At 38.4% G+C, this 14,911-nt stretch carries 11 protein-coding genes; 10 read left to right on the top strand and 1 reads right to left on the bottom strand.

Annotation, left to right across the window (positions count from 1 at the left end; all coding sequences use genetic code 11):
* Positions 1-326: 326 nt before the first annotated feature.
* The 10 genes from cooS to cbiR all read left to right on the top strand — a co-directional run bounded on the left by cooS (position 327) and on the right by cbiR (position 13,935).
* Positions 327-2,348 (top strand): anaerobic carbon-monoxide dehydrogenase catalytic subunit, encoded by a 2,022-nt coding sequence (gene cooS, locus ACYQ1E_RS04985; protein WP_459876021.1) that lies wholly within the window; start codon positions 327-329, stop codon positions 2,346-2,348.
* A 206-nt stretch (positions 2,349-2,554) separates the two neighbouring features.
* On the top strand, positions 2,555-3,913 hold the full coding sequence (gene sat, locus ACYQ1E_RS04990) for a sulfate adenylyltransferase (RefSeq protein ID WP_459876024.1): 1,359 nt from the start codon (positions 2,555-2,557) through the stop codon (positions 3,911-3,913).
* A 20-nt stretch (positions 3,914-3,933) separates the two neighbouring features.
* Positions 3,934-4,290: a DUF6955 family protein gene (locus tag ACYQ1E_RS04995; RefSeq protein WP_459876027.1), complete on the top strand. Its 357-nt coding sequence runs from the start codon at positions 3,934-3,936 to the stop codon at positions 4,288-4,290.
* A gap of 231 nt (positions 4,291-4,521) precedes the next feature.
* Positions 4,522-5,004 carry an adenylyl-sulfate reductase subunit beta gene (aprB, locus tag ACYQ1E_RS05000; RefSeq protein ID WP_459876029.1) on the top strand — a complete coding sequence of 161 codons (483 nt, stop codon included), beginning with the start codon at positions 4,522-4,524 and terminating at the stop codon, positions 5,002-5,004.
* A 65-nt stretch (positions 5,005-5,069) separates the two neighbouring features.
* Positions 5,070-7,067, top strand: a complete 1,998-nt coding sequence (gene aprA / locus ACYQ1E_RS05005) for an adenylyl-sulfate reductase subunit alpha (RefSeq protein ID WP_459876032.1) — start codon at positions 5,070-5,072, stop codon at positions 7,065-7,067.
* A 273-nt stretch (positions 7,068-7,340) separates the two neighbouring features.
* The gene (locus tag ACYQ1E_RS05010; protein ID WP_459876035.1) at positions 7,341-8,579 is read left to right on the top strand and encodes a CoB--CoM heterodisulfide reductase iron-sulfur subunit A family protein; all 1,239 of its coding nucleotides are present in this window, start codon (positions 7,341-7,343) and stop codon (positions 8,577-8,579) included.
* Between the two features lie 2 nt (positions 8,580-8,581).
* A complete protein-coding gene (locus ACYQ1E_RS05015) occupies positions 8,582-10,891 on the top strand; it encodes a hydrogenase iron-sulfur subunit (RefSeq protein ID WP_459876037.1) in 2,310 nt (769 codons plus the stop codon).
* Between the two features lie 12 nt (positions 10,892-10,903).
* Positions 10,904-12,115, top strand: a complete 1,212-nt coding sequence (gene qmoC / locus ACYQ1E_RS05020; RefSeq protein ID WP_459876040.1) for a quinone-interacting membrane-bound oxidoreductase complex subunit QmoC — start codon at positions 10,904-10,906, stop codon at positions 12,113-12,115.
* A 14-nt stretch (positions 12,116-12,129) separates the two neighbouring features.
* Positions 12,130-12,798: a hypothetical protein gene (locus ACYQ1E_RS05025; protein ID WP_459876043.1), complete on the top strand. Its 669-nt coding sequence runs from the start codon at positions 12,130-12,132 to the stop codon at positions 12,796-12,798.
* Positions 12,799-13,212: 414 nt separating this feature from the next.
* Positions 13,213-13,935 (top strand): cobamide remodeling phosphodiesterase CbiR, encoded by a 723-nt coding sequence (gene cbiR, locus ACYQ1E_RS05030; RefSeq protein WP_459876046.1) that lies wholly within the window; start codon positions 13,213-13,215, stop codon positions 13,933-13,935.
* A gap of 37 nt (positions 13,936-13,972) precedes the next feature.
* On the opposite strand, the gene ACYQ1E_RS05035 is transcribed toward cbiR, so the two are convergent.
* Positions 13,973-14,911, bottom strand: a complete 939-nt coding sequence (locus ACYQ1E_RS05035) for a radical SAM protein (protein ID WP_459876049.1) — start codon at positions 14,909-14,911, stop codon at positions 13,973-13,975.

A 14,911-nucleotide genomic window follows, 5' to 3' on the forward strand; every position in this document is an offset into this window, starting at 1 on the left:
GCCCTGCTTTAATATTTGATCAAACTCGTCTTTTTGTACCAAGTTAATATCCCTTTATCAAGAAAGGCTTTACTCCTTTTTCTAAAAAATATCAAACAGGAGGAGTGAAGATACAATTAAGTCTGCCATGGTTGTCGTCTTTTATCAAATTTTCAATTAATTGTCATAATTTTCAATAAAAAAATTCAAAATTTTTTTTATTGAGGACCAAAACTGGTAAAATCTACTACTTTACGAATGAAGTATTCAGTGATATAGTTCCTGTCAATTAAGATGTTATTCTATATTTGGGGTGTAAGAAAAAATAAAAAAGGGGGTGAGTAAACATGGAGAAGAAAAAAAATGAAAAAAATGGTCAGGTGGATGTAAAGAGAAGAGATGTATTAAAACTTACTGCAACTGGTTGCCTTGCTGGACTCTTACTTAAAAATAAAAAGGCCATAGCAAGGTCAATTCAAAACCACAGTATTGCCTCAGATTTTGTGCCAGATGAAATTACTAATACAATGATCAAGCGGGCAAAAAGAATGGGTGTTGATTTGGTTTTTGACAGAGAAGTTCACTGTGCTATTTCAAATGCGGGGTATGGTGGAATTACAGGGGTGTGTTGTTTTCACTGTCAGATGGGACCATGCACAGTAGATGATTCCACTGGTTATAAAAAAGGGGCATGTGGTGCCACTGCAGATATGATTGTTGGAAAAAATTTACTAACAAGGGTGCTTGGCGGAGCTGCTGCCCATGTAGAACATATGAGGGCAGCTGCAAAGACCATTGAGGGTGTGGCAAAAGGCAAGGTCAAGGGATACAAGATTACAGATAAGAAAAAATTAGATAAAGTATATAAAGGATTAAGATGCAGAGGTAAAAATAAAGCCCTCTCAGTTGCAAAAAAGAGTTTATATGATTTAAATAGAGATAAGGGTACTCCAAATTGGCTCCATTTTAAAGCAAATAAAGAGCGAATAAAGACCTGGAAAAAACTTGGAATAATCCCAAGTGGTGCTGGTGCAACCTTTTCAGAAGCGGCCCACAGGACCCATCTTGGAGTGGATAATGATATGACCCATTTGGCCCTTGGAGCTCTCAAACTTGCCTTAGTTGATGGTTATATGGGACTTCATGGTGCATGTGATCTCCAGGACATCTTATTTGGTACTCCTAAGTTAGTGGAAGGGGAAGCAAATTTAACGGTTATTAAAGAAGATTGTATAAATATAGTGGTCAATGGACATGAGCCTATTTTGTCTGAAAAAATATTAGAATATGCGAGAAAATACAAAAATCCTCCAAAAAAAATAAATATAGTTGGCATGTGTTGTACTGGTAATGAACTCTTAATGAGAAGGGGTGTTGCCCTTGCTGGTTCTATGGTACAGCAGGAACTTGCCATATTAACCGGTGCAGTTGAAGCCATGATAGTGGATGTCCAGTGTATTATGCCAAATATAGTTGAAGTAGCAAAACACTTCCATACAAAAATAATTTCAACAAATCCACAAGCCAAGTTTACTGGCGCAACGCACATAGAGTTTGAACCAGAAAATGCAGATGAAGTTGCTGCTAAAATAGTTGATATAGCAGTTAAAAATTACAAAAACAGGGATCCTTCAAAGGTATTTATTCCAAAAAAATCACCAGAAAAATTAATGGCTGGCTTTTCTGTTGAGCAGATTATAGATCTCCTTAAGGCAGTTAATAAAAAGGATCCTTTAAAACCCCTTAAAGATGCAATTTTTTCGAATAAAATAAGAGGAGTTGTAGCAATTGTTGGATGTGTAAGCCCAAGGGTTGAATATGGGTATAGACATACCGTGCTCACCAAAAGACTTATTGAAAATGACATACTTGTTATTGGCACAGGATGTTGGTCTCATGTTGCTGCCCAAAGGGGATTTTTAAGACCAGATCCAGAATACAAGGGCGTAGGACAAGGACTAAAATCAGTATTAAAGGCAATTGCCAGGGCAAATAATTTAAAGGCCCTTCCCCCTTGTTGGCACATGGGATCATGTGTTGATAATGGCAGACTAGAGGATCTCTTAAATCCCTTGGCAGAATACTTAAAAGTAGACATTAAAGACCTTCCAGTAGCTGCTTCAGCCCCAGAATTCATTACAGAAAAGGCAGTATCTATAGGTACATGGGCGGTGTGTATGGGTGTATTAACCCATATTGGGGGACAGCCCTATGTATCTGGAAGCAAAAACATGGTAAAGCTCCTTACCAAGGATCTGGAAAAGCTCATTGGGGCAAGATTTTATGTCGAAGAAGATCCAGAAAAAACAGCCAATTATTTAATTGGATATATTAATCAAAAGAGGAAAAAACTAGGCCTTCCAGTATAAGTCCTATGTAATAACCAAAAAAATAATTTTCACCCCAGGTTTACCAATCTGGGGTGAAATTAAGCAAAAGATTCCTGTTATTTTTATTTGCATAACGTGAATTTTTTCACAAAACTTTTCTTGACAATTCTAGTAATTCATATAAGCTGCCCCAAAAAGCACCATTAATATGTGAACATAATATCAAAAAAACAGGAGGTGTATGGATGTCTAGTTTAATTATCGAGAGGCCACTACCTCATGGGGGAAGGCTTGTAGAAAGAGTGATTAGAGATAAAGAAGCTGCAAAGAAGATTATCAAAGGTTGCCCCACATATGAAATAAAGCCCACATTGCACTATGAAACAGGGGTACCTGTTCGTAATGTCTATCGTGAGATTATGTCTATTTGTTATGGTTTTTTTAGCCCAGTTGAAGGTTCTATGAAAAAGGCTGAGGTTGATAGAATTTTGAAAGAGCGTCGTTTGCTCAATGATTGGATATTCCCATATCCATTGGTCTTTGACATTAGCAAAGAGGATTATAAAAATTTAGGGGTAGAGGCGGGTGATCGTTTGGTTTTAAACCTAAAAGGAAAACCATTTGCAATTTTGGATATTGAGGAAATTTGGGAAATTGAAGATCCAGAACAGTTGGCTCACAAGACATTTGGAACTCCAGAGGACAATCCAGAGGTAGTGAAAGAGCCTTTTAATAAAAAGCATCCTGGATGGGTAATTTATCGCAGTCTACAACCAATAGTGCTTGCTGGTAAATATACCATTATCAATGAACCCAAATTTAAACCACCTTTTGATCGCTTCTGGTATCCACCAAGAAAGGCACGTGAAGAGTTTGATAAGAGAAATTGGAGAACAGTAATTGCTCATCAGACAAGGAATGTTCCTCACGTTGGTCATGAATTTTTAATGAAAAATGCTGCCTATACTGGTGATGTTGAACCATGTCATGGTATTTTGGTAAATGCAATAATTGGTGTGAAACGTCGTGGTGACTATCCTGATGAGGCAATTTTAGAAGGTCAAGAGGCTGTAACAACTGCTGGATATATTAAGGAAGATAGGCGTTTAACTTCCATGTGTTTATGGGATATGCGCTATGGTAATCCACTTGAATCCTTATTACACGGTATAATTCGTCAAAATATGGGATGTACCCATCACATGTTTGGTCGTGATCACGCTGCAGTTGGTGAATACTATGATAAGTGGTCTACTCAGATTCTTTGGACAGAGGGCATTCCAAGCTTTGGATTTCCAAAACCTCCAACAGATGTCCCTTATGGACTCCAGATCAGGCCACAAAATATGCGTGAATTCTCCTACTGCCCAACATGTAAAGAGATGGCATATAGTGAGAGCTGTGGCCATAAACGTGAGAAACTCAGTGGAAGCTTTCTAAGGGGAATGGTTGCTGAGGGTGTGCAGCCACCAGCAATTATTATGCGGCCAGAAGTATACAAGATGATTGTAAAGTGGTGGAAGCACTTTAATTATCCATTCTGCAATGAGAAATACGTAATTAACAAAGAAAAGGAATTGGAAGTGGACTTGGAAGACCTTTAATATAATTTAGGAGGTAAAAAATGGCATATTTTATAGTAGTGCTTTTAGACGATAAACGGTTTGCCAAAATAAAAGGCACCGAGTTGGAAGATAAAGTTCAATACATGTTTGGTGGGGAACTTCGTTGCTTAAATGTTGAAGTCTCTGAAGAGATGAAAGAGAGGATATTGAAAGAATTTGACACTGCTCGTATTGACTCCCGCGGAGCAATTACAGATGTACCTGTGGCCTTTTTAAGAGAACTTTTTAATCAGGTAGCAGATAAAAAGGATTTAGGAGCTGCTGCCCTTGAAGGCGTTCTTGCAAAGGTTGATGAGATTAAAGAACTAGCTGCTAAGGAATCAGAATTTTTGCCAGCACCAGAAATTGAGGTATAAATTTGTGAAATTAGGGTCAGCAAAAGTTTGCTGACGCCTTATATATGAAGATTCTTTTTAGAAAGGAATATGATTGCATAGGAAAGATTAAATTACTGTAATTTAAGTAAAATTTAAAAGGATTTAATTCTTGACAACAATATTAGACATTGCTACTTTTTTCACAAACTTTTTAAGGGTAGTATAGTATAGGTAAAGCTTATTTAGAAATTAAAAACAGGAGGTATGAGTATGCCAACCTACGTTAACCCAGAAAAATGCGATGGTTGCAAAGGCGGAGAAAAGACTGCATGTATGTACATTTGTCCAAATGACTTAATGATCTTGGATGAAAAAGAAATGAAGGCTTACAATCAGGAACCTGATCAGTGCTGGGAATGTTATTCCTGCATTAAAATTTGTCCACAAGGTGCAATTACTGCAAGGCCATATGCTGATTTTGCTCCTCTTGGCGGCACCAGTATTCCTCTCAGGAGTGCTGAGGATATCATGTGGACTATTCAGTTTAGAAATGGAGAAGTAAAGAGATTCAAATTCCCAATCAGAACTACTCCTGAAGGCTCAATTAAGCCTTATGAAGGGAAACCAGAGGCTGGAGATCTGGAGAATAATTTATATTTCAATGAAACTGAATTGAAAGTTCCAAAGGAAGTTCTAAATAAAAAATATGAGGTTCAAGAAGCTGATCTCACTAAGACATGGAAGATTGGGTAATAGATTTTGTTTTTGGGTTAAGTAAAAAACTATAAAAACTAAACTGATAAAAAAGGAGTAGAAATATGCCACAACTACCAATCAAAGATGAACCTAAAGGTATACCTCTAGCCGAACCTGAGGTAGTAGAGTTAGAGACCGACGCATTGATCGTTGGTGGTGGTATGGGGGCTTGTGGTGCAGCATATGAGGCTGTGCGTTGGGCAGATAAGTATGGGGTTAAAGTACTTTTAGTAGATAAGGCAGCAATGGAGAGGTCTGGTGCTGTTGCTCCTGGTCTTTCTGCTATTAACACCTATCTTGGTGAAAATGAGCCCGATGATTACGTAAGAATGGTAAGAAACGACCTTATGGGAATTGTTCGTGAAGACCTCATTTTTGATCTTGGTCGTCACGTTGACAATTCAGTCCATCTATTTGAGGAATGGGGACTTCCCCTTTGGGTAATGAAGGATGGAAAGAGGTTGGATGGTGCAAAGGCAAAAGCAGAGGGATTGGCAGTAAGAAATGGTGCTCAGCCGGTACGTTCTGGTCGTTGGCAGATCATGATCAATGGTGAGTCCTATAAGGTGATCGTTGCTGAAGCAGCCAAGAATGCCCTTGGTGAAGATAGGTACATTGAGAGACTTTTTATTGTTAAATTGTTACTTGATGCAAAAGAGCCAAACAGGATTGCTGGTGCTGTTGGTTTTTCTACAAGGGAAAATAAGATTTACATCATTAAAGCCAATGCTGTTTTGGTTGCCTGCGGTGGTGCTGTAAATGTTTACAGACCAAGGTCCACTGGAGAAGGTATGGGCCGTGCCTGGTATCCAGTATGGAATGCTGGTTCTACCTATGCACTTTGCGCCCAGGTTGGTGCTGAGATGACCATGATGGAAAATAGGTTCGTACCAGCAAGATTTAAAGATGGTTATGGTCCTGTTGGTGCATGGTTCTTACTCTTTAAGGCAAAAGCAACCAATGCAAAGGGTGAAGACTACTGTCAAACCAATGCAGCTATGTTAAAACCATATCAGGATCGTGGTTATGCCCTTAGTTCAGTTATTCCCACATGCCTCAGAAATCACATGATGATGAGGGAAATGAGGGAAGGCCGTGGTCCTATTTATATGGATACAGCAACTGCCCTTCAGACCACTTTTAAAGAACTCTCCAAGGCTGAACAGAAGCACTTAGAGGCTGAAGCCTGGGAAGACTTCCTTGACATGTGTCCTGGCCAGGCAAACCTCTGGGCATGTATGAATATTAAGCCAGAGGAAAAGGGCTCTGAGATTATGCCAACTGAGCCTTATCTCTTAGGTTCCCACTCTGGTTGCTGTGGTATCTGGGTATCTGGACCAGACGAGGATTGGGTACCTGAAGAGTACAAGATAAAGGCTGATAATGGAAAAGTTTATAACAGAATGACCACAGTAAACGGTCTGTTCACTGCTGCTGACGGGGTAGGTGCTTCTGGACATAAATTCTCCTCTGGTTCTCATGCTGAGGGTAGAATTGCTGGTAAGCAGCTCATTAGGTGGTGTGTAGACCACAAAGACTTCAAGCCAACCATTAAAGAGAGTGCAGAAGAACTGAAGAAAGAAATTTATCAGCCATGGTATACCTACATGGAACACAAGGATGAGTCTACTGATCCAAATGTAAATCCGAACTTCATTACCCCAAGAAACTTCATGTTCAGACTTATCAAGCACACTGACGAATATGGTGGTGGATGTGCTACTTACTACATGACTTCTGAGGCAATGTTAAAAGTAGGATTTGAACTACTTGATATGCTTGAAGAAGACTCGAAAAAGCTCGCTGCTAGAGACTTACACGAACTCATGAGGTGTTGGGAACAGTATCACAGACTATGGACTGTAAGGCTTCATATGCTCCACATTGATTTCAGGAAAGAGACCCGTTATCCTGGATTCTACTACAGGGCAGATTACATGGGGATTGATGATTCCAAATGGAGATGCTTTGTAAACTCCAAGTATGATCCTGAGAAGAAAGAGATCACTCTGTTCAAGAGACCTTATATCCAGATTATTCCTGATCCATACGCACCATAATTCATATAATGAAAACAGAGGGCAGGATCTAAAATTAGGTCCTGCCCTTTTTTGATATCTTAAGTGATCTTGAGGGAAGATTACTCCAGAGGACTAAAATTCCCTTGAGGGCACAATTAAGCATAAATTTTTAAATGGGTTTTTTGGTTGCTTAAAAAAGGAGTATAAGATAAGAGAGAAAAAGTTATGTGTCCGGGCTGATGAGAAAGATTAGGTGTATCAAGGGAGGCTAAAGGCGATTATTGGTATAAGCTCTGTTATAGGGAGGATGAAATGTCAAAAAGTATTTTAGTAATCGGGGGTGGCTTCAGCGGCATAACTGCGGCCCTAGAGGCGGCGGAAGTTGGCCATGAAGTCTATCTCGTAGAAAAAAGGCCTTTTTTGGGCGGAAGGGTGATGCAACTGAATAAATATTTCCCCAAGTTGTGTCCCCCATCCTGTGGTTTGGAGATCCAGTTTCAGAGGATCAAAAAAAATCCGAATGTAAAGGTGTTTACATTAGCTGAAGTGACATCAGTGAGTGGGAGTGCTGGTAATTATGAAGTGGCTGTTAGGATAAAGCCAAGATATACTGCTCCTCGTAGTTGTGATTTATCAGAACTTGCTGCAAAACTCGCTGCCAATGTAAAGAATGAATTTGAATTTGGTCTATCATCCAGAAAACCCCTTTATCTGGATGCCCCTTTTGCTTATCCTGGAAGATATGTTCTTGAATTAGAACATGTATCAGAAGAGGAAAAGAAGCTTTTGTCAAAGAGCCCTTTTATTAATTTAAAGGACGAAGAAAAGACTATTACTCTGAACGTTGGAAGCATTATTATTGCCACTGGTTGGAAACCCTATGATGTGACTAATCTCACAAATCTAGGAGCAGGACAGATCGCAAACTGCATATCTAATATGCAGATGGAAAGGCTTGCTTCTCCATTTGGTCCTACAAATGGTAAGATAGTAAGGCCTTCTGATGGTGCTCCACCAAAAAAGGTTGCCTTTGTTCAGTGTGCAGGATCACGGGATGAAAATCATTTACCTTATTGTTCTTATATCTGCTGCATGGCATCAATAAAGCAGGCCACCTATGTACGTGAACAATATCCTGATGCAGAAGTGACAATATTCTATATTGATTTAAGGACGCCTGGTAGATATAAAAAATTTGCTGATAAGGTATTGGCAGACGAAAAGATAAAGACCATTAAAGGCAAGGTTGCAAAGGTTGAAGAGGATATTGCTACATCAGATGTATGGGTAACAGCAGAAGACGCCATATCTGGCAATAAGATAACCGAAAAATATGATCTAGTGGTGCTGGCAACAGGTATGCAGCCATCACTTGCAGGGGAGAGTGTTCCCTTTGATGTCCAAGTGGATGAAGAGGGTTTTGTTTTTGATTCTCAGGATAAAGGTATTTTTGTAGCAGGTTGTGCAGCCGAACCTCTCGATGTTATGAAATCAGCTCAATCAGGTACTGCTGCTGCTATGAAAGCCATACAAACGGTAAGAGGGAGGTAAATATGGCCGAGAAGATCGGTATATACATAGACAAAGCAACCTTTGATCCATATTTAGACGTGGATCAATTGGTAGAAAAAATTAAGAATAGATGGGGAGATGCAACACCAGTTATTAAGGTATTTCCACTGGTAGCCAGTGATGAAGCTCGTAAGGAGATCCAAAAAGATTTAGATTCTGGTGCTATTGATGGCGTGAGCATTGTTGGACCATCTCCCAGAGAAGATACTGAGTATTTTGATTTTGGTCCAAAGGTTGTTGTTGATAGAGTAAATTTAAGAGAACAGGGGATAATGGCATATAAAAATCCAGATGGGTCTTTGCTCAAGCCAGGAGATGAAACCCCTCAACTCCTATGGGACATGGTGATGGATTACATCAACATGTCTGTTATTAAACTCCAAAAAAGTGCTGCTCCAGAAGGGGAAGCAATTGAGAGTGTGAAAAGAGTGCTTGTTTTAGGTGGTGGTTGGACGGGCATTCATGCAGCTTTAGCAGTAGCTGAGGGAGGCTATGAGGCAGTTCTGGTTGAGAAAGAGTCGGAACTTGGTGGATACGCTGCAAAGATGCTTAAGAGTTTTCCAATAAATCCACCCTATACTCAGGCAGAAGATACAAAGATAGAAGAAAAGATCCAGGCTGTTAAAAATAACAAGAAGATAAAAGTATATGTTGGGACTCAGTTGGAAAAATTAAGTGGTCAACCAGGTCAATATATTGCCTATTTAAAGACCGCTAAGGGCGAGGAAGAGGTTGAAGTTGGAGCAGTTGTAGTAGCAACTGGTTGGAAGCCCATTGAACCAAAATATTTAGAACCCTTGGGTTATGGTTCTCTAAAGAATATAGTCACTAATGTTGAATTTGAAGAAATGGCCAAAAAGGGCGAGATCAAAAGGCCTAGTGATGGGGGCGTTCCAAAGAATGTACTTTTTGTACTTGGGGCCTCAGATTTATATGAGGATATAGCTAAACAAGAAGAAGAGGAAAGAAAGAAGAAATTAGAAGAAGCAGAGGCAAAGAGTGAAGAATCATCAGAAGAAGAAGAGACAATTGAGGTAAAGTTTGAACCAATCAAGACATATAGACATCTTGAGTATACATCAGAAGTTACTTCCCTTACTGCCCTGAAACAGGCAGGATATGTAAGGGAAATGATTGAGGATTCAATTGCTTATATCATCTATGAACACATGGTGACTCCTGGAGTGTATGAACTTTACTATAAATCAGCCCAGGATGATCCAGGTATCATGCTAACCAAAGGTAGAGTGACTTCTTTTTATGCTGGGTCCAATGAAAATGTGGTTGTGAGAATTGAAGATAACCTCTTAGGAGAGACAATAGAAATTGAGGCTGATCTTGTGGTTGTTCCTACAGGATTTGTACCAACCACTGCTCTTGAGCCTGTTATAAATCTTGAATATAGGCAGGGACCAGCATTTCCTGATCTAGACCTTTTCGATGGTTATGCAGATTCAAATTATATTTGCTTTCCTTATGAAACCAGAAGAACAGGGATTTATGCTGCAGGTCCTGTAAGACAGCCAATGACACTTGCCAGGTCTGAATCTGATGCTTATGGTGCAGCACTAAAAGCAATTCAGTGTATCGAATCTGTAAACAGGGGTGTGGCTGTACATCCACGCTCTGGGGATCTATCCTATCCAAAATTCAACTTTGTAAGGTGTACTCAATGTAAAAGGTGTACTGAAGAATGTCCATTTGGTGCATTAGATGACGATGAAAAGGGAACACCAAAACCAAATATTGCAAGATGTAGAAGGTGTGGTACCTGTATGGGTGCATGTCCTGAAAGGGTTATTTCCTTTGACAATTATAGTGTTGGTCAGATTGGATCAATGATTACCTCCATTAAAGTTCCTGATAATATGGAAAAGGAAGGTCCAAGGATAGTGATCCTTGCCTGTGAAAATGATGCCTATCCAGCCCTGGATATGGCTGCAAAAAGGGGACGTAGATGGAGTCCCTATGTAAGGATTATTCCTGTACGCTGTCTTGGATCTGTTAATACAATCTGGATTGCTGATGCCATGAGTAAAGGAAATGATGGATGTCTTCTTTTAGGATGTAAATATGGAGAAGACTATCAATGTCACTTTATGAAGGGATCTGAACTGTGCAATAGAAGAATGCAAAATATTGGTGAGACATTGGATAGACTGGGTGTGGAATTAGAAAGGGTTAGGCAGGAACAGGTTGCCATAGATGACTATGATAGGATTCCTGAGATAATTGATAGTTTTGTTGAGGACATTATTAAACTGGGTCCCAATCCTTTTAAGGGATATTAGTAGGAGGGAAATATGACAATGGTAAGTCGAGTTAAACCTGATCTTGAGTTTATAAAAGAACTACAGGAAATTGGTGGGGAAAACATAAAAAAGTGTTTTCAGTGCGCCACCTGTAGTGTTGTTTGTCCCCTATCTCCAATGGACAAGTCGTTTCCACGGAAGGAAATGATTTGGGCTCAATGGGGATTAAAAGACAAATTGGTAAATGATATTGATATGTGGCTATGCCACAAGTGTGGACAGTGTAGTGAAATGTGTCCAAGGGGTGCCAAGCCTGGTGAACTTATGGCTGCTTTAAGAAACATGGCCTATAGGAATTTGACCGGACCATCTTTCTTGGGTAAATGGATGAGCTCAATAAAACACCTTCCAAAATTGATTGCTATTCCTGCAATTATTTACCTTTTAATCTGGTTTATTACAGGAAGCATCTGTGGTTCACCGTTTCCTCTAAAAGATGGACATGTAGAATATTCCCTGATCTTTCCAGGAGACTACACAATAGACCCAATATTTGGTCTGGCTGCAATTTTTGTAATTTGGAGCTTTTATAAAGGGGTTAGAAAACTGAAAGAGGTGTTTGATACACAGCCAAAGACCTTTGTAGTTGGATACACGAGGCCAAAGACAATCTGGCATGCCTTATATGAAGTAATAAAAGATGAGGTCTTGACCCACAAAAAATTTAAGGATTGTGGAGAAGAAGAGGATGATCAATTAAAATTCAAAGGCCACTTGATGTTGTTTTATGGTTTTGCAGCCCTTTTTGTAGTTACAGCTATTGTGGCATTTACCCATTGGGCAGGAAAAATCTTTTCATTCCTGCATATGGGATATCCAATGCCCTTATATAACCCAGTAAAATTGCTTGCAAATGTTGGAGCTGTCTTACTTATAATTGGACTGATAAATCTTACAAAGAGAAGATTAAATGAATCCACAAAAGATGCTTCAACTTACTATGATTGGTATCTTTTAGGTCTTATCTGGGTAGTTGCTTTAAGTGGAATTTTAAGTGAAGTTTTGAGATGGGCTAATATTGCAGGACTTGCTTATTTAGCATATTATATACACCTTGTGTCTGTATTTATGTTAATAGCATATTTACCCTGGTCTAAGTTGGGACATTTAGTCTACAGGGTTTTTGCCCTTGCATATGCAAGGATGATAGGAAGGGTATCCACAGAGGTGGATGAGCAGAAAAATAAACTTTTTGTTATATAAATAAGGAGGCTGTCATGGCAGAAGCTCGAAAAGTTTTCCCCATACAGACATTCGTGTCTTATCTGAGGGGCAAGGCAGGCAACTATAATCAGGATGTTCTGGAGTTGCTAAGTTTTGTAACACAGAAACAGGTTGATAAGGAATTAGCTCCCTTTGCATCGGCAATGTCTAAGGCCTGGATTTATGAACAACATCCAGAGCTTGCAAGACTTGGAAAGGAAGAAGTCAGGGAACTGGGAGAAAATGTATCTATCTTATCTCTTCCAGCAGATGTTAAAGAAGAAGTAGATTCAATTTTTGATAAAATAGCTGAATACAAAAAGACCATTGAAGAGCAAAAGGCAAAACTAGCTGAATATGAGGGTATTATTGAAGAAAACAAAAAGAAAATTGCAGCTTTAGAAGCCAAGGTGGCAGATTATGAGGCTCAGATGAAGGAAGAAGGAGAGAAAAAGATAATTGCTTCTGCTGCCAAGGTGGACGAGTACATTAAGAAAGTAGATGAACTCCTTGCAAAGATTGAAGAAGTGAAAAAACATGGTGTGGTAACAGTATCTGGAGAAGGTGCTGCCGCTGCTGAGGCTGAAGCAGGTGCTGCTGAAACTGGTGAAACAAAATCTTCTGAAGCAAAACCAGAATTTGGATTTGGTGGCGATCTTTCTGACGGAGAGTTTGGTTTCTAAAATTTAAAATAAATACTAAGAAAAAAAAGCCTATCCTGGCCTGAGGATAGGCTTTTTTCTAAATTCTTTTTCTCACGATGTATTAAAAAACTGTTTTTAATTTACAAAGGCCCCTAAAAAATAGATGACACTGTAACACACATCAAAAGAGTGTCGAGGAACAAGCCTTTGTGGTGCGCGTGCAGCGCATCTTTGACACGTTATTTTCTTTTGTGTTGATCCTAAAAATGCTGACGGGGGAAAGACTGACTTCTTTACCTCTGAGTAAGATGCTATTATTTTTCTGTATTGTAGCCTAAATATAATTTTTTTCCCGATCTTTTAAATGCCTCCATATTCTTCTGAGAACAATATAATAAATGCTCTAAAAGGGGTAAATGCAATAGGAACAGAATGTAGAAAATAAGAGAAATTATGGAAAAATTTAAAATAGGAACAACTTCATTTATATTCCCTGCACCAATCTTTGAAAACTGCAAAAAATTAGAACATCTAGTTGATGAAGTCTCTATTGTAATGTTTGAAACAAAATCCTGTCTAAATTACACAATTAAGGATTTACCTTATGAACTTAAAGATTTTAATTTAACATACAACATACATCTTCCTCTAGATCTTGATTGGCAAAAAGAAATATCTTTTGTGTTGGAAGATATTTCAAGACTAATAGATAAGACATTATTTTTAAATCCAACATCATATGTGCTCCATCCCCCCCAGTCAAAACAAACTTTTATTGAATTTGTAGAACAAGCCCCAAAAAGGGAATTACCTATAAATAAATTTCTCATTGAAAATATCAAAGAAAACAATTTAGTAACTATCTGGGATATTGTCCAAAATACCCCTTTAAATGTGTGTCTGGATATAGGTCATTTACTTGAGTACAATCAGTTTGCTATATTAAATCTTGATAAGATTTTTCAAAAAATAAAAATGTTGCACTTGTATACTCCTAAAAATGGGATTCATAAGTCCTTAGCGCTTCTTGATAAAAGAGGTATTTCTCTCTTACAAGAGATATTAACACAGATATCTTCTCGCACCTCTCAAATAACCTATATTTTAGAGGTGTTCAATTTTAAGGACCTGTTAAGTTCTCTGGACTTTTTTAAATCATTCTTAACAAAGCCATAAAATGGCGTATCCTGCTCCCAAAAAACAAGGGATTTTACTATCGATTTAATAGGAATATCAGTCGGGAAAAGTCTCTCTTATCCAGGTTGGTTAAACCAAATTCTTTTGCTAAGTCTAAAGCTTGTTTGTATTCCTTGTATGAGATAGTAGAACAGAGTTCTGGGAATTTGTGTGCCTCCCCACATGGCCTATATTGATCCATGATATTCAAATAAGTCTTTTTTGAGATCTCTTTTGCTATAAATTCAAGCCATTTTTCAGTCCCAGCAAGGTTATTGGGCATAAGGAGATGTCTTACAATTAATCCTTTAATTGCAATATTATTTTTATCTAATATTAAATCTCCAACTTGTTTGTGCATTGCTTTAATGGCCTTTTTAGCTATTTCTGGATAATCTTTTGCTTTTAAATATTTTAAGCTGACTTGAGGATCAAAAAATTTTGTATCAGGCATATAGATATCTACAATACCATCCAAGAGATCAATTATTTCTACCTTGTCGTAGGAACCCGTATTATAAACAATTGGAATTTTTAATCCGATCTCCCTGGCTATTTTTATAGCCTTTATTATTTGAGGGACTACATGAGAAGGAGACACTAAGTTTATATTATGTGCCCCTTTTTTTTGGAGCGCCAACATAATTTTAGCCAGGTCTTGTTCAGATATTTCATAAGAATCTTTCACAGAGTGACTTATTTCATAATTTTGACAAAATACACAACCCAAGTTGCACCCAGCAAAAAAGATTGTTCCTGAACCATTTGTTCCCACTAATGGGGATTCTTCACCAAAATGAAGATTATAAGAGGCAACATAAGCATATCTGCCAGTTTTGCAGAATCCCTTTTCCCCTTTCACTCTTTCTACATTACAATTTCTAGGACATAAGACACAAGATTTTAGATATTCAAAGCCTTTTTTAATTCTATCTTCAAAAACTTTATCCTCTAATAGGAGATAGTTAGGTTTCAT

Source organism: Desulfothermus naphthae (genome assembly GCF_054657475.1).